We start from the raw sequence: 19690 nt of genomic DNA, 5'->3' as shown, positions 1-19690 counted from the left end.
CTCGTAGCCTGCTGCTTTTACCGCTTCAGCGATAACAGCCAGTGCTTCGGCGTTAGAACCCAGGTTTGGCGCGTAGCCACCTTCGTCACCAACAGCGGTGCTCATGCCTTTCGACTTCAGCACTTTCGCCAGGTGATGGAAGACTTCAGAACCCATGCGAATGGCTTCTTTCAGGGTTGGCGCACCAACTGGCTGAATCATGAATTCCTGGATGTCGACGTTGTTGTCGGCGTGCTCACCACCGTTGATGATGTTCATCATTGGCAGCGGCATAGAGTATTTGCCTGGGGTGCCGTTCAGTTCAGCGATGTGCGCGTACAGCGGCAGGCCTTTAGAGGCAGCAGCAGCTTTAGCAGCAGCCAGTGAAACCGCCAGAATGGCGTTAGCACCGAAGTTAGATTTGTTCTCAGTACCGTCCAGCTCGATCATGATCTTATCGATGTTCGCCTGGTCTTTGGCATCTTTACCGGTTACCGCGTTAGCGATTGGACCGTTAACAGCCGCAACCGCTTTGGTTACGCCTTTGCCCAGGAAACGAGATTTGTCACCGTCACGCAGCTCCAGTGCTTCGCGAGAACCGGTTGATGCACCTGATGGCGCAGCAGCCAGACCAACGAAACCGCCTTCCAGATGCACTTCTGCTTCTACAGTTGGGTTGCCACGGGAGTCGATGATTTCGCGACCGATGACTTTTACGATTTTGGACATTCGATTTTCCTCAGTACAAGTTAGTCAATCCTAAGACAAACAACGCGCGAAAAGTTCGCGCGTTGTTCGTGAAACTTACTTCGCTAAACGCTTCTGGTGTTCCTGCGCGGCTTTCACAAAGCCAGCGAACAGCGGATGACCATCGCGTGGGGTCGACGTGAATTCCGGGTGGAACTGACAGGCAACAAACCACGGGTGGTTCGGGATCTCAATGATCTCAACCAGCTGATCGTCGCCAGAACGACCGGCAATATGCAGACCCGCCGCTTCAATCGGCTTCAGCAACATATTGTTTACTTCGTAACGATGACGGTGGCGCTCGGTAATGATTTCAGAACCGTACAACTGACGCACTTTGCTTTCCGGCGTCAACTGGCACTGCTGGCTGCCCAGACGCATGGTGCCGCCCAGATCGCTCTGCTCAGTGCGCTGCTCAACGTTGCCCTCTTCGTCACGCCATTCGGTGATAAGCGCAACCACCGGATACTTACAGTCTGGCACAAATTCCGTAGAGTTCGCGCCTTCCATACCGGCAACGTTGCGGGCAAATTCCATCAGCGCAACCTGCATGCCCAGGCAAATCCCCAGGTAAGGCACGTTGTTCTCACGGGCGTATTGCGCCGTCATCATTTTGCCTTCCACACCGCGGTAGCCGAAGCCGCCAGGGATCAGAATAGCATCCAGATCTTTCAGTAATTCGACACCGCGCGTTTCAACATCCTGCGAGTCGATCAGTTTGATGTTCACGGTAACGCGATTTTTCAGGCCGCCGTGTTTCAAAGCTTCAATCACTGACTTGTACGCATCCGGCAGTTCGACATATTTGCCGACCATACCGATGGTCACTTCGCCGCCCGGATTGGCTTCTTCGTAAATCACCTGTTCCCATTCGGCCAGGTTCGCTTCCGGCGCGTTCAGATTGAAACGCTTGCAGATGTAATCATCCAGACCTTGCGATTTCAGCATGCCTGGAATCTTATAAATGGAATCCACATCTTTCAGGGAAATAACCGCTTTTTCTGGCACGTTACAGAACAGCGCGATTTTAGCGCGCTCGTTCGCCGGCACAGCGCGGTCAGAACGGCAGATCAGCACGTCTGGCTGAATCCCGATCGACAGCAGCTCTTTCACTGAATGCTGGGTTGGCTTGGTTTTCACTTCGCCTGCGGCCGCCATATACGGCACCAGCGTCAGGTGCATATACATGGTGTGTTCACGACCGACATCGACCGCCATCTGGCGAATCGCTTCGAGGAACGGCAGGGATTCGATATCACCCACGGTACCGCCGATCTCAACCAGAACGACGTCATGACCTTCGCCGCCTTCGATGATGCGTTCTTTGATGGCGTTGGTGATGTGCGGGATAACCTGAATCGTAGCGCCCAGATAGTCACCGCGACGCTCTTTGCGCAGCACTTCTGAGTAGATACGACCGGTAGTAAAGTTGTTGCGGCGCGACATTTTAGTGCGGATGAAGCGCTCATAGTGACCTAAATCCAGATCGGTTTCGGCCCCATCATCGGTAACAAATACTTCACCGTGCTGCGTTGGGCTCATGGTACCCGGATCGACGTTGATGTACGGATCGAGTTTCATGATGGTCACATTCAGACCACGTGCTTCAAGGATAGCTGCGAGGGAGGCTGCGGCAATGCCTTTGCCCAGAGAGGAAACGACCCCGCCGGTCACAAAAATATAATTCGTTGTCATGCTGAACCTGAGAGTTTAGGTTTAAAGACGGTGGAATAACCAAGACGGGAAAATAGTATACTTGAAGTCGTCTTAAGCCACAATTGATGAATCACACCATCGTCCTCCACAGGTAAGCCGGTAACATAGCGGATAGCATGGTGCGAAATGTTGATGTATGTCACAAAGTCACCGCAAGGCTGAATCGAGTAAGCTCAAGCGGCGAATTTATGCGCAGTGCTGGAATAATCGCCAGATTCGCTTATTGCTTGTTCTCCAACACTTTCACCTGCTGCCAGGCCTCTTCCATTTGATCCAGGGTGGCATCGCTCATCGCTAAACCTTGTGAGGCGATAATGGCTTCAACCTGACGGAAGCGGCGCTCAAACTTATCGTTGGCTTTCTGTAACGCGACTTCTGCTTCGCTGCCTAAATGGCGCGATAAATTGACGGTCGCGAACAGCAAATCACCGATCTCCTCTTCCAGCTTGTCGTTATCCACCACCGCTTGCTGCGCTTCGTGCATCACTTCATCGATCTCTTCATGCACTTTATCCAGCACCGGACCGAGATTATTCCAGTCGAAGCCCACCGTACTGCAACGCTTCTGAATTTTGTGCGCGCGCATCAATGCCGGCAGCGCTTTAGGGATGTCATCTAACGCAGAGTGCTGCGATTTTTCCGCGCGCTCGCTGTGTTTGATCGCTTCCCAGTTTTGCAGCACTTCTTCGCTGGTTTCGGCCTGAACATCGCCAAAAATGTGCGGATGACGGCGCTCAAGTTTGTCGCTGATGGCGTTGCAGACGTCGTCAAAATTGAAGCGCTGCTGCTCATCGGCCATCTGTGCGTAAAACACCACCTGAAACAGCAGATCGCCAAGTTCACCGCGCAGATCGGCAAAATCTTCGCGCTGAATGGCATCGATCACTTCGTAGGTTTCTTCCAGCGTATAAGGCGCGATCGAGGCGAAGGTTTGCTGACGATCCCACGGGCAGCCGCGCTCCGGGTCGCGCAAGGTTTGCATGATGGTGAGCAGGCGGTTTAAGGGCGTCATGAGAGGATCCTTTGGGAAAATTTAGGGAGAGAATGCGCCGATGTCGCATATGGCAGCGTCTCCTTCCCCCGTGAACGGGGGAAGGCCAGGATGGGGGAACAGCCAGCACTTACTAATGCAAACGGCGCGCGTCGATAATATCCGGCACCTGATTAAGGCGTGCCAGCACGCGGCCAAGCACTTGCTGGTTATAGATCTCAATATCCATATCAATGGTCGCCAGCTGTTTTTTGGTGTCGCTACGGCTGGAGACACCGAGCACGTTGACCTTTTCGTTAGCCAGAATGGTGGTGATATCGCGCAGCAAACCGCTACGATCGTTGGCAGTGACGCGCACCACCAGCGAGTAACCGCTGGAGTAATCTTCGCCCCACACCGCATCAACGATACGTTCCGGTGCGTGCGAAATCAGCTCGGTTAACTGGTCGCAGTCGGCACGGTGAATTGAGATGCCACGTCCCTGGGTGATAAAGCCCACGATATCATCGCCAGGAATCGGCTGGCAGCAGCGGGCGATATGGTGCAGCAGATTGCCCACGCCTTCCACCACCACGCGACCGCTCTCTTTACGCGCCGACGGTGCATGTGACTTTTGCGTCAGCAGGCGCAGCGCCTCGCGATCTTCCTCTTCGGCGCTCGGCTTGTTGAGCTTGCCTTGCAGGAAATTCACCATCTGATTGAGGCGAATATCGCCGCCGCCAATCATCGCCAGCAACTCATCCTGCGAACTGACGTTATAGCGCGGCAGCAGCAGTTTCTCCGCTTCGCGCATGCTGATATCCATCTGATTCAGCTCGTTTTCGAGGATCTGACGGCCAGCGATAATATTTTTGTCGCGATCCTGCTTACGGAACCAGGCGTGAATTTTCGAACGTCCGCGGCTGGTGGTGATATAGCCGAGGTTCGGGTTCAGCCAGTCGCGGCTTGGATTCGGCTGCTTCTGGGTGATCACCTCAATCTGATCGCCCATCTGCAACTGATAGGTAAACGGCACGATGCGACCGCTGATTTTAGCGCCAATGCAGCGGTGACCGATATCGCTGTGAATGTGATAGGCAAAGTCGAGCGGCGTTGATCCCGCAGGCAGATCGACCACGTCACCTTTCGGGGTAAACACATACACGCGATCGTCGAATACCTGGCTGCGCACCTCTTCCAGCATCTCGCCGGAATCAGCCATCTCTTCCTGCCAGCTAATCAGCTTACGCAGCCAGGCGATGCGCCCTTCATGTCCCGCCGCGCCGCGCGCGTTGCTGGAGGTTGGACCTTCTTTGTACTTCCAGTGTGCGGCGACGCCCAGCTCGGCATCTTCATGCATCTGACGCGTACGGATCTGGATTTCCACCGTTTTGCCCTGCGGCCCAAGCACCACGGTATGAATCGATTGATAGCCGTTGGGCTTGGGATTGGCAACGTAGTCGTCAAACTCACTCGGCAGATGGCGAAACAGCGTATGCACCGTACCGAGTGCGCCGTAGCAATCTTGCAAGCGTTCCGCCACGATGCGCACCGCACGCACGTCAAACAGCTCATCGAACGCTAACGACTTCTTCTGCATCTTGCGCCAGATGCTGTAGATGTGTTTTGGACGACCGTACACTTCGGCCCGCACGCCCTCTTTCTGCATCTCGGCGCGCAGGTTGGCGACGAAGCTTTCGATGTAGCCTTCGCGATCGATACGGCGTTCGTGCAGCAGCTTAGCAATACGTTTGTATTCATCGGGATGCAGATAGCGGAAGCAGTAATCTTCCAGCTCCCATTTGAGCTGGCCGATACCCAGGCGGTTGGCCAGCGGCGCGTAGATATTGGTGCTCTCTTTCGCCGCGAGCACGCGCTCATCTTCTGGCGCGTCTTTCATTTCACGCAGATGGGCGATACGTTCTGCCAGCTTGATGACCACACAGCGGAAATCTTCCACCATCGCCAGCAACATACGGCGCACGTTATCCACCTGCTCGGAGGCCATCGAATCGTTGTGAATCGCTTTCAGCTGGCGAATGGCATCCATGTCGCGCACGCCGTGCACCAACATCACAATCTCTTTGCCAAAGGCTTTTTCGAGATCCTCTTCGCTCACCACATCGGCGTTGGCGAGCGGGAACAGCAGCGCCGCGCGCAGGCTGTCAATGTCCATGCTGAGCATGGTGAGAATTTCCACCATCTCAATACCGCGCCACAGCAGCAGAGCTTGATCAGGATGGTTGTGCGTTTCGGCTTCACAGTAGCGCCACGCATCCGCCAGTCGCTGACAGGATTGCGGATTGTTGATACTCAAACTGGCGATCCACTGGTCGAGGGCAAATTCGCCCGCCGTATTTAAATGCGCACTTCTAACCGCAACCATATCCTCTCCTGCCACAGCGATGTGGACATCGCTTATGCTTTGCTAAACAGCACCATGGATTCGAGATGACTGGTATGGGGAAACATATCCAGCATCGCGACCCTTTCCAAATGGTAGCCCGCTGACAGCAATGTCTGACTGTCACGCGCCAGCGTTGTAGGGTTACAGGAAACATAGACCACACGTTGCGGCGCAAGTTTAACCACATGCGCCATTACGCCCGCGGCCCCAGCACGCGCTGGATCCAGTAACACCTTGTTAAATCCCTGCGTCGCCCACGGCTGACGCGATACATCTTCCTCCAGGTTATGCTGGAAAAAGCGAACATTCTTGAGATTAGTCTGCTCAGCATTATACGCTGCCTGCTGCACTAATGCTGCAACGCCCTCCACACCTACAACATTTTGTACGAACTTTCCTAATGGCAAAGTAAAGTTTCCCATGCCGCAGAACAAATCCAACACACGATCCTCTGGCTGCAAATCCAGCCATTGAATGGCTTTGGCGACCATCTGCTGATTCACACCATCGTTGACCTGAATAAAATTCTGCGGGCTAAAGGATAGCGGCAAATTCAACGAGTGATAAAAAGGTTCGCGCGCATTCAGCGCCAGCAAACTTTCGCTGCCATCAGCCAGATAGAGCGACAGTTGCTGCTCATGCGAAAAGCGTTCCAGTTTTGCGCGATCGCCTGCAGATAATGCATCAAGATGACGCAGTACCATCAGCGGGCCATTATCCGCCAGCACCAATTCTACGTGGCCTAACCGTTTAACTGCCTGTAAATCGCTGAGGCACTGGTGCAGCGGCTGCAGCAACGCTTCAAGTTCGGGCACCAAAACCGGGCATTGCTTCAGTTCAACCAGATCGTTGCTGGCGGCCTGGCGGAAGCCCATTTGCAGACGCTGCTGTTTTGGCTGCCACTGCAAGCCTAAACGCGCCCGGCGACGGTAGCCCCACGCGCTGCCGCTAATGATCTCATCGACCTTCACCGGCAGCGGCGCTTCGCGGCTTAACATGCGGCTTAATGCGCGCGCTTTACTCTCCTGCTGCAAAGCCACCGAGGCATGTTGCTGCTGGCAGCCGCCGCACACGCCAAAATGGACGCAACGCGGGGTTTCCCGTTGTGGGTTAGGATTGAGGATCTTGTTGGCTTTGGCGCGCGCGTATTTGCTTTTATCCTCGAACACCGTCACTTCCGCCTGTTCACCAGGCAGCGCGCCGCTGACAAACATCGTCTTGCCTTTATGGCGCGCAACACCTTGTCCGAAAGGATCGAGGTCTTCGATGGTGACGGATATGCGCGCCTTAGTCGTCACACGCTGTTTTGCAGAGTAAAATTGCGCCATAGTATTGTGAAATCTCTACTTTAATTGGGTGTGCAGCCGTTCAATGCGCTCGCACAGGGAAAAAATGCCAGGAATCGCCAGGCCACAATTATGACCAAATACAGCCTGCGGGCGCGAATGATGATTTTGATACTGGCGCCAACGCTGATGATTGGCCTGCTGCTCAGTACCTTCTTTGTGGTGCACCGCTACAACGAATTACAGCATCAGGTGCACGACGCGGGGGCGAACATCATCGAACCGCTGGCGGTCTCCAGTGAATACGGCATGACGTGGCACAACCGCGATGCGATTCGCGAATTAGTCAGCCTGCTGCATCGCCGCCACTCCAATATTGTCCGTGCCATCACCATTTTCGACAACAACAATCACGTTTACGTCACCTCGAATAACAACCAAAACCTCTCGTTATTACAGAAAGAGGACATCTCCACGCTGGAAGATGGCGTCTCGGTGGAACGGCAAGGCAATGTGATGATTTTGCGCACGCCGATTATCTCTGAACGCTATTCGGTGGATGAATTGCCGGGCGAAGATGCCAAGCCCGCCGGGAATCCGCTGGGTTATGTGGCAATCGAGCTGGATCTGCAATCGGTGCGGCTGGAGCAGTACAAAGAGGTGTTTGTCGCTACGCTGCTGCTGCTGTTCTGCCTGTGCATCGCCATGCTGTTTGCCTATCGCCTGATGCGCGACGTCACCGGCCCGATTCGCAATATGGTCACCACCGTGGACCGCATTCGCCGCGGCCAGCTGGACAGTCGCGTGGATGGCTACATGCTGGGCGAGCTGAGCATTCTGAAAAACGGCATCAACGCCATGGCGATGTCGCTCACCGCCTATCACGAAGAGATGCAGCAGAACATTGATCAGGCGACTTACGATCTGCGTGAAACGCTGGAGCAGCTGGAGATTCAGAACGTGGAGCTGGATCTGGCGAAGAAGCGCGCGCAGGAAGCAGCGCGTATCAAATCAGAGTTTCTCGCCAACATGTCGCACGAGCTGCGAACGCCGCTAAATGGCGTAATTGGCTTTACCCGCCAGATGCTGAAAACCGGGCTGAGCACCAACCAGCGCGACTACATGAGCACCATCGAGCGTTCGGCGAATAACCTGCTGAGCATCATTAACGACGTGCTTGATTTCTCGAAGCTGGAAGCGGGCAAGCTGGTGCTGGAATCGATCCCGTTCCCGCTGCGCGCCACGCTGGATGAAACGCTGGTGCTGCTGGCGCCGTCTGCCCACGACAAAGGGTTGGAAATTACCGTCTGCCTGGAAAAACAGGTGCCGGACAACGTGATTGGCGATCCGCTGCGCCTGCAGCAGATCATGATCAACCTGATCGGCAACGCGATTAAATTCACCGAGCACGGACATATCGATCTGCGCGTTGAGCTGCGCAGCGTCAGCACCACGCGCGTCGAGCTGGAGATTCAGGTGCATGACACCGGCATCGGTATCTCCGAACAGCAGCAGTCGCAGCTGTTCCAGGCGTTTCGCCAGGCCGATGCCAGTATTTCACGTCGTCATGGCGGCACCGGTTTAGGGTTGGTGATCACACAGAAACTGGTGAGCGAGATGGGCGGCGAAATTGCCTTCCACAGCCGTCCGAATCAGGGTTCCACCTTCTGGGTACATATTCATCTTGATCTCAATCCGAACGCACCGGCCATTCCGCGCATGCTGGATGATTTGCGCGCCACCCCGCTGGCCTATATCGAACCCCACCCGGCGGTGGCGAAAGCGGTGCAGGAGATGCTGAGCATCACGCCGTTGCAGGTGCAGCACTTCTCCAGTCTGGAAGAGATGCCCGATACGCACTTCCCGCTGCTGCTGATGGGCTTGCCGGTCACCGAACCGCATCCTGCGACGCTATCGGATGCGTTGATTACGCGTCTGCATGCGCGTGCCGATTCGGTGCTGCTGGCGCTGCCGAGTGAAATGATGCTGTTTGCCGACGACTTGCGCGCGCGCGGCATTGCCGGTTGTATCGCCAAGCCGGTTTCGTTAACACGCTTGCTGCCAATGCTGCTCGACTTACATGACTGGCAAAGCGATGCGCTGCCGCGTGGCGCACGTCAGCCGTTGACGGTAATGGCGGTGGATGACAATCCCGCCAACCTGAAACTGATTGGCGCGCTGCTGGAGGAGCAGGTGCAGCACATCATTCTGTGTGATAACGCCGAGCAGGCGATTCGCCAGGCGCGCCTGCACAAGCTGGACGTGATTCTGATGGACATTCAGATGCCAGATATCGATGGCATCCGCGCCAGCGAAATCATCCGCAGCCTGCCGCTGCACGCCACCACACCGATTGTCGCCGTTACTGCGCATGCGCTGGATGGTGAACGTGCGCAGCTCATCAATGCTGGCATGAATGACTATCTGGCGAAGCCGATTGACGAGGACAAACTGAGCCAGCTGCTGCAACGCTACGCGCCGAACCGAATCGCGCCGCAACCACAACCGCCTGAAGTGGCGCCGTCTCTGGATTGGACGTTAGCGCTGCGTCAGGCCGCCAATAAACCTGATTTAGCCCGCGATCTGCTGCAAATGCTGCTCGATTTCCTGCCAGAAGTGGAAGAGCACGTTGAGAGTGCGATGGCGAGTAACGATGTGGTGGGCTTGCGCGAGATTATTCACAAACTGCACGGCAGCGCCAGCTACAGCGGCGTGCCGCGCCTGAAGCAGCTGTGTCAGCAGCTGGAGAAGAGTTTGCATCAGGAGAGCGATATCGACGCGCTTGAACCGGAGCTGCTGGAGTTGAGCGATGAGATGGCGAACGTGGCGCGAGAGGCGAGAAAATTGTTGGCGTTGGGTTAGTGCGGTGACGGACCAGGTCGGCATAAATGCCGACCCTACGACGGCATTATGCGTGCGCATTTGTAGGGTCGCCATTCATGGCGACCAGGCTTACAGCGCTTTACCCACCTTAATCACCGCCGCCACATTGCGCGCCGTCAAACGCACGTTCTGCGCCGCATTGGCCAGCGCGTCTTCCAGCGAACAAATGCTAAACAGCACGCTAAATACCGCATCCAGCCCATGTTGATGCACCACGCCGACATCCGCCGTCAAACTCCCGGCAATACCAATCACCGGCTTATTAAACTGCTTCGCGACTTTTGCCACACCAATCGGCACCTTGCCGTTGATGCTCTGGCTATCAATGCGTCCTTCGCCGGTAATCACCAGATCGGCATCTTTCACCTGCTCGGCCAGGCCCAGGGCTTCGGTGACAATCTCGATACCGCTGCGCAACTCGGCCTGGCAAAACGCATGCAGCGCCGCGCCCATGCCACCGGCCGCGCCGCCGCCATCAATGTGTAAAACATCAATATCCAGATCGCGATGAATCAAGGTGGCGTAATGTTCCAGCGCCTTGTCCAGCTGCTGCACCAGCTCCGGCGTTGCGCCCTTTTGCGGGCCAAAAATCGCCGATGCGCCCTTTTCACCGGTAAGCGGATTACTGACATCGCAGGCCACTTCAAAGCGGCACTCTTTAATACGCGCATCCAGCTGTCCGATATCAATGTGTGCCAGCTGCGGCAATGCACCACCGCCATAGGCAATTTCCTTGCCGTGCTCATCCAGCAGCTGCGCGCCCAGCGCCTGCATCATGCCGGAACCGCCATCGTTGGTGGCGCTGCCGCCAATGCCGATGATGATGTGATCGACACCGCGATCGAGCGCATCTTTGATCAACTCGCCGGTGCCAAACGAGGTGGTAATCAGCGGATCGCGCTGTGCGGCGGGCACTAACTCCAGCCCACTGGCCGCCGCCATTTCGATAAACGCGGTACGCTCATCGCCTGACAAACCGTAGAACGCTTCCACTGGCTTGCCGAGCGGTCCAGTAACCGTCAGCCGGACAATGTTTCCCTGCGTTGCCGCCACCATCGCTTCAACCGTGCCTTCGCCACCGTCGGCAACCGGTATTTTCACGTAGTCAGCTTCAGGAAAGATCTCGCGGAATCCCGCTTCAATCGCCGAAGCCACTTCCAGGGCGGATAAACTCTCTTTATATGAATCCGGTGCGATGACAATTTTCATAGGCAATCCAGCGCGGTTGATGACGGACATCCGTCCTGCGAAGGCAGCGAGCCGCCCGGCATCCGCAGACGCCGGACGATTGCACTACCGAGTGATCTCAACTTTCGCTAATTTTTCATAATAGCAGGCCAGTGCGCTATGGTCGGAAGTGCCCTGTCCGTCCACCTTGAGCGCCTGCATCATCTCCATCACCGCAGCGGTCAGCGGCAAATGCGCGCCAATCTCGTGCGAGGTATCCAGCGCATTGGCCAGATCTTTGATGTGCAGATCGATACGGAAGCCCGGCTTGAAGTTACGATCCAGCACCATCGGCGCTTTGGCATCCAGCACGGTGCTGCCCGCCAGGCCACCACGAATCGCCTGATAAACCAGCTCAGGATTAACGCCCGCTTTGGTCGCCAGCGACAGCGCTTCCGACATCGCCGCGATGTTGAGCGCCACGATCACCTGATTCGCCAGCTTGGTAACATTACCCGCACCAATGTCGCCGGTGTGGACCACCGAACCCGCCATCGCTTTCATGATGTCGTAGCACTGATCGAACACCGCTTTATCACCGCCGACCATCACCGACAGCGTGCCTTCAATCGCTTTCGGCTCGCCGCCGCTCACCGGCGCATCGAGCATTTTGATGCCTTTCGCCGCCAGCGCATCATGCACTTCGCGGCTGGCCAATGGCGCAATGGAACTCATGTCGATCACGATCAGACCCGGCTTCGCGCCTTCAATGATGCCGTTAGCGCCGAGGCACACCTCTTTAACCTGCGGCGAGTTCGGCACCATGGTGATCAGCACATCCACCTGTTCAGCCACCTCTTTTGGCGTCTTTGCCACGGTGGCGCCCAGCTCCACCAGCTCTGCTTCGTTGCCGACATTATGGTCGCGCACCACCAGCGAATAACCGGCTTTCACCAGGTTTTTACTCATCGGTTTGCCCATGATGCCGAGGCCGATAAATCCAATTTTCATTGCCTTTCCTCTCAGTCAGTTATTTTTTAAATTTGTCACACAGCGCCTGCGTGGCGTGACGGAACACGCCCAGATCGCTGCCAACCGCCACAAAGCTGGCGCCCCACTCCAGATAACGGCGCGCATCGGCTTCCACCGGCGCCAGAATGCCGCTCGGTTTCCCCGCCGCTTTGGCGCGTTCGAAAACGTGTTTAATCACTTTCAATACTTCGGGATGCGCAGGCTGGCCGAGATAGCCGAGCGCTGCCGAGAGATCGCCCGGCCCCACGAAGATGCCATCGACACCATCGACTGCGGCGATAGCATCGATGTTGTCCACCGCCTGTTGCGTTTCGATCTGCACCAGCACCGTGATGTTGTCGTTGATGGTGCTGTTGTAGTCCGGCAGCGTGCCGTACATGTTGCTGCGGTGCGAAACCGAGACACCACGAATGCCAGCCGGTGGATAGCGAGTTGATGCCACCGCGCGAATCGCCTCTTCCTCGGTTTCCACGAACGGCACGAGGAAGTTGTAGAAGCCGATATCCAGCAAGCGCTTGATAATGATCGGTTCGTTGCACGGCGGACGCACCACCGGCGCGCTGTGGCTGCCCTTCAGCGCCATCAGCTGCGGCACAAAGGTGGTGATGTCGTTAGGCGCGTGTTCGCCATCCAGTACCAGCCAGTCAAAGCCCGCCAGGCCCAGCACTTCGGTGGTTAATGGATTAGCCAGCGCGCACCAGCTGCCAATCAGGGTTTCTCCTGCCAGCAAACGGCGACGAAAAGGATTCGGCCAGGCATTGCTCATTGTCTTCACTCCTGTCGGTTACAGCAGGCTCCCGCGCGGGGAGCCGGAAAAGTTAGCGCACCAGGCACGGACGCTTGTTATCAAAGGTCCAGTTCGGTACGAGAAACTGCATGGCTTGCGCATCATCGCGCGCGCCCAAACCGTGTTTCTGATACAGCGCGTTGGCCTGCATCACCTGATCCATATCCAGCTCGACGCCGAGGCCCGGTTTTTGCGGCACCTGCACCATGCCGCCTTTAATCTGGAACGGCTCTTTGGTCAGGCGCTGATTGCCTTCCTGCCAAATCCAGTGGGTATCGATGGCGGTAATCGCGCCCGGTGCGGCAGCGGCAACGTGGGTGAACATCGCCAGTGAGATGTCGAAGTGGTTGTTGGAGTGCGAGCCCCACGTCAGGCCGAAGTCGTGGCACATCTGCGCCACGCGCACCGAACCCTGCATCGTCCAGAAGTGCGGATCGGCCAGCGGGATATCGACCGATTGCAATGACAGCGTGTGGCCCATTTGACGCCAGTCGGTAGCGATCATGTTGGTGGCGGTCGGCATGCCGGTGGCGCGGCGGAACTCCGCCATCACTTCACGACCGGAATAGCCTTGCTCGGCACCGCACGGATCTTCCGCATAGGCCAGCACGCCTTTCAGCTGCTTACCGAGCAGAATCGCCTCGTTCAGCGACCATGCGCCGTTAGGATCGAGCGTGACGCGCGCCTGCGGGAAGCGCTTCGCCAGTGCCGTTATCGCTTCGGCCTCTTCGCCGCCGCGCAGCACGCCGCCTTTCAGTTTGAAATCGTTGAAACCATATTTTTCATACGCCGCTTCCGCCAGGCGCACCACCGTATCCGGCGTCAGCGCTTCTTCGTGGCGCAGGCGATACCAATCGCATTTGTCGTTTTCCTGGCTCTGATACGGCAGCGAGGTTTTCTTGCGGTCACCGACGTAGAACAGGTAGCCGAGCATTTCCACGCGGTCACGCTGCTGACCATCGCCGAGTAGCGAGGCAACGTTCATGCCCAGGTGCTGCCCCAGCAGATCGAGCAGCGCCGCTTCGATGCCGGTCACCACGTGAATGGTGGTACGCAAATCAAAGGTTTGGTTGCCGCGCCCGCTGGCATCGCGGTCGGCAAAGGTGCTGCGCACCAGATTGAGGATATTTTTGTATTCACCAACGGTTTTCTGCACCACCAGCGCCGCCGCATCCTCCAGCGTCTGAAGAATCTTTTCGCCACCCGGAATCTCACCCACACCGGTATGTCCGGCATTGTCTTTAATGATGACGATATTGCGGGTGAAAAACGGCGAATGCGCGCCGCTCAGGTTGAGCAACATGCTGTCGTAACCGGCCACCGGAATGACCTGCAGCGATGTAATTTTCGGTGTCTGACTCATTTCCTGCTCCTTAGACTTAGCCGCGACCCAATGCTGGGCGCTTGCGGTCAAATGACCAATTGGGAACCAGATACTGCATAGCGGTGGCGTCATTACGTGCGCCCGCCGGCAGCGATTTGTACAAAGCGTTGGCCTGATGCAGACGATCCCAATCCAGCTCGACGCCAAGGCCCGGCTTATCCGGCACGGCGATCTTGCCGTTGCGGATCTGCAGCGGCTCTTTGGTCAGGCGCTGATCGCCCTCCTGCCAAATCCAGTGCGTATCAATGGCGGTGGGTTTGCCCGGCGCAGCCGCGCCAACGTGGGTGAACATCGCCAGTGAAATATCGAAGTGGTTATTGGAGTGACAGCCCCAGGTTAATCCCCAGTCGTCGCACAGTTGCGCCACGCGCACGGCGCCGCTCAACGTCCAGAAGTGCGGATCGGCCAGCGGGATATCGACGGAGTTGAGCATCACCGCGTGGTTCATTTCGCGCCAGTTGGTGGCAATCATGTTGGTGGCGACCGGCAAGCCCGTCGCACGGCGAAATTCGGCCATTACTTCGCGACCGGAATAGCCCTGCTCGGCACCGCACGGATCTTCGGCGTAGGTCAGCACATCACCCATGCCTTTACACAAGCGAATGGCTTCGTCGAGCGTCCAGGCACCGTTGGGATCAACGGTGATGCGCGCATCGGGAAAGCGTTTTTTCAGCGCTGCCGCCGATTCAATCTCCTGCTCGCCAGGCAGCACGCCGCCTTTGAGTTTGAAATCTTTGAAGCCGTATTTGTCCTGCGCCGCTTCCGCCAGCCGCACCACGGATTCCGGCGTCAGCGCCTCCTGATGGCGTAAGTGATACCAATCGTGGCTGGCATTTTCGCCGGTCAGATAGGGCAAATCGGTTTTACGACGATCGCCGAGATAAAACAGATAACCGAGCACCGTGACTTCATCGCGTTGCTGGCCCGGTCCGAGCAGTTCCGCCACCGGCACGCCGAGGCATTGGCCGAGCAGATCGAGCAGCGCCGCTTCCAGTGCGGCCACCGCATTGACGCGCAGCTCGAAGGTCCACGCGCCTTTGCCGAAGGTATCGAAATCCGCCGACTGATTGCCTTTGTGCACCTGCTGCACCAGACGATTCATGCGCGCAACCTGCTGGCCTTTTACCTGCTGAATCGCCTCAACCAGCGTTTGGTAGATGGTTTCACCGCCCGGAGCTTCACCGACGCCGGTATGTCCGGCGCTGTCAGTCAGCACCACAATATTGCGGGTGAAGCAGGCGCTGTGCGCGCCACCGATGTTGAGCAGCATGCTGTCGTAACCGGCAACCGGAATCACCTGCATGTCGGTGATGACCGGCGTGCTTTGCGTAGTCATAGTCCGTCCTTATGGCCTGGTTTTCAGCTCGACGCGTTTGATATCGCCGGCAATCACCAGGAAGCTAAATGCGGCGACAAAAGCATGGATACCGACATAAATCAGCGCGCCTTCGAAGGAACCGCTGGTGGCGATGATGTAACCGATAGCGATTGGCGTGACGATGCCGGAGAAGTTACCGAACATGTTGAACAGACCACCGCTCAAACCGCTGATCTCTTTCGGTGCGGTATCTGCCATCACCGCCCAACCCAGCGCACCAATGCCTTTGCCGAAGAACGCCAGCGCCATGAAGAACACCACCACCCATTCGGTGTCGGTGTAGTTACACATCACCATTGAAATGGAGAGCAGCATGCCGAGCACAATCGGCGTTTTACGCGCGATATTCAGCGAACCGGTTTTGCGCATCAGATAATCAGAAATCACCCCGCCCAAGACGCCGCCAAGGAAGCCGCATACCGCCGGAATCGAGGCAATAAAGCCCGCCTTTAGAATCGACATGCCGCGCGCCTGCACCAGATACACCGGGAACCAGGTAATAAAGAAGTAAGTTAAGGCGTTGACGCAGTATTGGCCGAGATAGATGCCCAGCATCATGCGGGAAGTCAGCAACTGTTTGATCTGGAACCACTTCTCGCTCCAGCTCACTTTGCGGTCGTCCTTTTTGACGTCCATGTTGATCAGCGCGCCGCCCTGCTCCATGTACTCCAGTTCGGCTTTGTTAACGCCCGGATGATCGGTGGGGTCGTGGATCACTTTCAGCCAGATGAAGCTGAGGATGATGCCCAATCCGCCCATGAACCAGAACACGTGCGCCCAGCCCACTTCTGACACCAGCCAACCCATGATCGGCGCGAAGATCACCGTGGCGAAGTATTGCGCCGAGTTGAAGATTGCTACTGCGGTGCCGCGCTCCTGCGCCGGGAACCAGGCCGCAACGATGCGGCTGTTGCCGGGGAAGGATGGCGCTTCCGCCAGGCCGACCAGGAAGCGCAACAGGAACAGCGAAATGATAATGCCAAAGCCGCTGAACAGATCGACGAAGCCCTGCAGCAAGGTGAACAGCGACCAGAGGAAGATGCTCCAGAAGTAGACGCGTTTTGAGCCGAAGCGGTCGAGCAGCCAGCCGCCGGGAATCTGACCAATAACGTACGCCCACGAGAAGGCGGAGAAGATGTAACCCAGGCCGACCGAATCAAGGCCGATATCTTTGGACATCGCCGAACCGGCAATTGAAATGGTTGCGCGGTCACCGTAGTTGAACGAGGTGACGATAAATAACATCACCACAATCCAGTAACGGGCATTGGTGCGCTTTTGCACCGCTTCCGCTGTCTGGCTGAAACTATTCATGATGCACTCCTGAAATATAGCGAACGCTACATCCACTCTGACTGCATACACATCGCGTTGGGTATCAGAATGATGTTGGGTTAAACACGGCGATTTTTATATTTGGCAATACGATGATGCGTCGTGACGAATAACCTAACGTTGAAGAACGAGAATCAGTATAGGAACAGCCTGGCGGCGAAACACTGGAAGAACGCATGAGGATGAAGGGCGAATGAGAATGATTTTATGGCATGTGCACATAACGCTGCGGCGTGGCTCACGGAACGCTTTTTTTCACCGCGATTTTGCCTGGTAAACGTACAGGCCAAGAGCAGTTTGTGAGTCCCTTCACTTGCGTTTGGATAAACGAACCAAAATCCTCTGATAAATCTCCTTAAAGCCAGTCAGTTGCACAATGCATCCGGCAAATACCCCTGCATATACTGAGGCTGGCAAAAAACGATGACGTGATGGACGTATTTTAAACCGCGCTGCTAAGTACAGTGCGACGAACTGGAAGGTGAGCAATGAACCGTCCTCTGACAGAAAAACCGCTCTATATCAAAGTGCACGATGCCGATAACGTGGCGATCGTGGTCAACAATCAGGGATTGCCGTCCGGCACCCGTTTCGATGACGGGCTGCAACTGACAGAACATGTGCCGCAGGGACATAAAGTCGCGTTGAGTGACATCCCACAAGCGGGCGCAATCCTGCGCTACGGTGAAGTGATTGGCTACGCACTGCGTCCGATCCCACAAGGTAGCTGGATTGAAGAATCATTGGTGGCGCTGCCCGAAGCGCCACCGCTCAACAGTTTGCCACTGGCAAACAATGTGCCGCCCGCGCTGCCGCCGCTGGAAGGTTATACCTTCGAAGGCTATCGCAACGCGGATGGCAGCGTGGGCACGCGTAATCTGCTCGGTATCACCACCAGCGTTCACTGCGTAGCGGGCGTGGTGGATTATGTGGTGCAGATCATCGAGCGTGATTTGCTGCCGTGCTATCCCAATGTCGATGGCGTGGTGGCGCTCAATCATCTGTATGGCTGCGGCGTGGCAATCAATGCGCCGGCCGCAGTGGTGCCGATTCGCACCATTCATAATCTGGCACTGAATCCCAATTTCGGTGGCGAAGTGATGATCGTCAGCCTTGGCTGCGAGAAGTTACAGCCAGAACGTCTGCTGACCGGCACACCGGACGTGCAGGCGATTTCGCTGGATGACAACGACATTGTGCGTTTGCAGGATGAGCGGCTGGTCGGTTTTGGTGCGATGGTGGATGAAATCCTGCAGGTCGCCGAACGTCATCTGAAGAAGCTCAATCAACGCCAGCGCGAAACCTGTCCGGCATCAGAGCTGGTGATTGGCACGCAATGCGGCGGCAGCGATGCCTTCTCGGGCGTAACGGCGAACCCCGCCGTGGGATTTGCTTCTGATTTGCTGGTGCGCTGCGGTGCAACGGTGATGTTCTCGGAAGTGACCGAGGTGCGTGATGCCATTCATCTGCTGACGCCGCGCGTGGTGGATGAAGTGGTCGGCAAACGGCTGCTGGAAGAGATGGCGTGGTATGACGATTATCTCAGCCAGGGCCAAACCGATCGCAGCGCCAATCCCTCGCCGGGCAATAAAAAAGGCGGGCTGGCGAATGTGGTGGAGAAAGCGCTGGGCTCGATTGCGAAGTCAGGTCGCAGCCCGATTGTTGAAGTGTTGTCGCCAGGTCAGCGCCCTACTAAACGCGGGCTGATTTATGCGGCCACGCCAGCCAGCGATTTCGTTTGTGGCACGCAGCAGCTGGCATCGGGCATTACCTTGCAGGTGTTTACCACCGGGCGCGGCACGCCTTACGGTTTAGCCGCCATTCCGGTGATTAAGATGGCAACGCGCAATGCGCTGGCCGATCGCTGGCATGATTTGATGGATATTAATGCCGGAACCATTGCGACGGGCGAAGAGAGTATTGAACAGGTCGGTTGGCGACTGTTTGAGTTGATTCTGGAGATTGCCAGCGGGCGCAAACAGACGTGGTCGGATCGTTGGGGGATTCGTAATCAGCTGGCGGTATTTAATCCGGCGCCGGTGACGTGATGGTTGTTGCCCTCACCCTAGCCCTCTCCCACTTCGCGGGAGAGGGAACAAACCGTGCGGGCTGCACCCTCTAAATATTCCCTCTCCCGCTGGCAGGAGAGGGTTCGGGTGAGGGAAAAGTCATTACAGCAACTTACCCCAGCTCTCCACCCAAGGTGACGTCACTGATTCTGGCTCAGGATCTTCTGTCGCATCCACCAGCAACACCTCGCCGATACGCTGTGCGCTCTGCTCCTGCAAAGTGGCATCGAAGGTTTTACCGGCACCGCAGAAATTGTCATAGCTGCTATCGCCCAAGCCAATCACGCCGTAACGCAATTCAGGTTGATAACCCAGCTCATCGCGCACCTTAACATACAGGCGGGCAATGTTATCCGGGAAGTCGCCCTGGCCAGTGGTTGAGGTGACAATCAGCACCACCTCTTTGCTGTATGCCTGCCAATCCGCCATCGACGGATCTTCAAACACCTTCACCTCGTGGCCCTGCTCTTCCAGCACCGTCTGTGCTTCTTCAGCCACCAGCAGCGCATTGCCGTAAACCGTACCTGTAAAAATGCCAATCTTTGCCATC

13 protein-coding genes and 1 pseudogene are annotated in these 19690 nt (G+C 56.4%); 2 read left to right on the top strand and 12 right to left on the bottom strand.

What is annotated here, in order from left to right; translation table 11 throughout:
- The 5 genes and pseudogenes from eno to rlmD form a co-directional block, all read right to left on the bottom strand.
- A pseudogene (gene eno, locus RTM06_RS16235) lies at nucleotides 1–708 on the bottom strand (phosphopyruvate hydratase); the annotation flags it as partial.
- Between the two features lie 75 nt (nucleotides 709–783).
- The gene (pyrG, locus tag RTM06_RS16230; RefSeq protein ID WP_007891723.1) at nucleotides 784–2421 is read right to left on the bottom strand and encodes a glutamine hydrolyzing CTP synthase; all 1638 of its coding nucleotides are present in this window, start codon (nucleotides 2419–2421) and stop codon (nucleotides 784–786) included.
- 241 nt (nucleotides 2422–2662) lie between these two features.
- Nucleotides 2663–3454 carry a nucleoside triphosphate pyrophosphohydrolase gene (gene mazG / locus RTM06_RS16225; RefSeq protein ID WP_312183550.1) on the bottom strand — a complete coding sequence of 264 codons (792 nt, stop codon included), beginning with the start codon at nucleotides 3452–3454 and terminating at the stop codon, nucleotides 2663–2665.
- A gap of 112 nt (nucleotides 3455–3566) precedes the next feature.
- Nucleotides 3567–5798: a GTP diphosphokinase gene (gene relA, locus RTM06_RS16220; protein ID WP_256697230.1), complete on the bottom strand. Its 2232-nt coding sequence runs from the start codon at nucleotides 5796–5798 to the stop codon at nucleotides 3567–3569.
- 32 nt (nucleotides 5799–5830) lie between these two features.
- A complete protein-coding gene (gene rlmD / locus RTM06_RS16215; protein WP_312183548.1) occupies nucleotides 5831–7147 on the bottom strand; it encodes a 23S rRNA (uracil(1939)-C(5))-methyltransferase RlmD in 1317 nt (438 codons plus the stop codon).
- Between the two features lie 90 nt (nucleotides 7148–7237).
- Between rlmD and barA the strand changes: the two genes are divergently transcribed.
- Nucleotides 7238–9967: a two-component sensor histidine kinase BarA gene (gene barA, locus RTM06_RS16210; RefSeq protein WP_312183546.1), complete on the top strand. Its 2730-nt coding sequence runs from the start codon at nucleotides 7238–7240 to the stop codon at nucleotides 9965–9967.
- A 90-nt stretch (nucleotides 9968–10057) separates the two neighbouring features.
- Here barA and RTM06_RS16205 read toward each other — a convergent pair whose 3' ends face one another.
- From RTM06_RS16205 to RTM06_RS16180, 6 genes are all read right to left on the bottom strand, one after another.
- A complete protein-coding gene (locus RTM06_RS16205) occupies nucleotides 10058–11197 on the bottom strand; it encodes a glycerate kinase (RefSeq protein ID WP_312183544.1) in 1140 nt (379 codons plus the stop codon).
- 84 nt (nucleotides 11198–11281) lie between these two features.
- On the bottom strand, nucleotides 11282–12166 hold the full coding sequence (gene garR / locus RTM06_RS16200; RefSeq protein WP_008101398.1) for a 2-hydroxy-3-oxopropionate reductase: 885 nt from the start codon (nucleotides 12164–12166) through the stop codon (nucleotides 11282–11284).
- 19 nt (nucleotides 12167–12185) lie between these two features.
- Nucleotides 12186–12953 carry a 2-dehydro-3-deoxyglucarate aldolase gene (gene garL / locus RTM06_RS16195; protein WP_312183541.1) on the bottom strand — a complete coding sequence of 256 codons (768 nt, stop codon included), beginning with the start codon at nucleotides 12951–12953 and terminating at the stop codon, nucleotides 12186–12188.
- A gap of 52 nt (nucleotides 12954–13005) precedes the next feature.
- On the bottom strand, nucleotides 13006–14337 hold the full coding sequence (gene gudD / locus RTM06_RS16190; RefSeq protein ID WP_312183539.1) for a glucarate dehydratase: 1332 nt from the start codon (nucleotides 14335–14337) through the stop codon (nucleotides 13006–13008).
- Nucleotides 14338–14353: 16 nt separating this feature from the next.
- A complete protein-coding gene (locus RTM06_RS16185) occupies nucleotides 14354–15694 on the bottom strand; it encodes an enolase C-terminal domain-like protein (protein WP_312183537.1) in 1341 nt (446 codons plus the stop codon).
- A gap of 9 nt (nucleotides 15695–15703) precedes the next feature.
- Nucleotides 15704–17050 carry an MFS transporter gene (locus RTM06_RS16180; RefSeq protein ID WP_008101389.1) on the bottom strand — a complete coding sequence of 449 codons (1347 nt, stop codon included), beginning with the start codon at nucleotides 17048–17050 and terminating at the stop codon, nucleotides 15704–15706.
- Between the two features lie 509 nt (nucleotides 17051–17559).
- Here RTM06_RS16180 and garD point away from each other — a divergent pair.
- Nucleotides 17560–19119 carry a galactarate dehydratase gene (gene garD / locus RTM06_RS16175; protein WP_312183535.1) on the top strand — a complete coding sequence of 520 codons (1560 nt, stop codon included), beginning with the start codon at nucleotides 17560–17562 and terminating at the stop codon, nucleotides 19117–19119.
- A gap of 123 nt (nucleotides 19120–19242) precedes the next feature.
- Here garD and RTM06_RS16170 read toward each other — a convergent pair whose 3' ends face one another.
- Nucleotides 19243–19689, bottom strand: a complete 447-nt coding sequence (locus tag RTM06_RS16170) for a flavodoxin (protein WP_008101384.1) — start codon at nucleotides 19687–19689, stop codon at nucleotides 19243–19245.
- Between the last annotated feature and the right edge of the window lies 1 nt (nucleotide 19690).

This window comes from Pantoea sp. CTOTU46764 (genome assembly GCF_031974595.1).
Taxonomy (GTDB): Bacteria; Pseudomonadota; Gammaproteobacteria; order Enterobacterales; family Enterobacteriaceae; genus Pantoea; species Pantoea trifolii.
This window is presented reverse-complemented; position numbering and strand designations above follow the sequence as displayed.

Coding starts and splice junctions, on each gene's coding strand:
- pyrG (WP_007891723.1), bottom strand. CDS start 2,421: ATGACAACGAATTATATTTTTGTGACCGGCGGGGTCGTTTCCTCTCTG.
- mazG (WP_312183550.1), bottom strand. CDS start 3,454: ATGACGCCCTTAAACCGCCTGCTCACCATCATGCAAACCTTGCGCGAC.
- relA (WP_256697230.1), bottom strand. CDS start 5,798: ATGGTTGCGGTTAGAAGTGCGCATTTAAATACGGCGGGCGAATTTGCC.
- rlmD (WP_312183548.1), bottom strand. CDS start 7,147: ATGGCGCAATTTTACTCTGCAAAACAGCGTGTGACGACTAAGGCGCGC.
- barA (WP_312183546.1), top strand. CDS start 7,238: ATGACCAAATACAGCCTGCGGGCGCGAATGATGATTTTGATACTGGCG.
- RTM06_RS16205 (WP_312183544.1), bottom strand. CDS start 11,197: ATGAAAATTGTCATCGCACCGGATTCATATAAAGAGAGTTTATCCGCC.
- garR (WP_008101398.1), bottom strand. CDS start 12,166: ATGAAAATTGGATTTATCGGCCTCGGCATCATGGGCAAACCGATGAGT.
- garL (WP_312183541.1), bottom strand. CDS start 12,953: ATGAGCAATGCCTGGCCGAATCCTTTTCGTCGCCGTTTGCTGGCAGGA.
- gudD (WP_312183539.1), bottom strand. CDS start 14,337: ATGAGTCAGACACCGAAAATTACATCGCTGCAGGTCATTCCGGTGGCC.
- RTM06_RS16185 (WP_312183537.1), bottom strand. CDS start 15,694: ATGACTACGCAAAGCACGCCGGTCATCACCGACATGCAGGTGATTCCG.
- RTM06_RS16180 (WP_008101389.1), bottom strand. CDS start 17,050: ATGAATAGTTTCAGCCAGACAGCGGAAGCGGTGCAAAAGCGCACCAAT.
- garD (WP_312183535.1), top strand. CDS start 17,560: ATGAACCGTCCTCTGACAGAAAAACCGCTCTATATCAAAGTGCACGAT.
- RTM06_RS16170 (WP_008101384.1), bottom strand. CDS start 19,689: ATGGCAAAGATTGGCATTTTTACAGGTACGGTTTACGGCAATGCGCTG.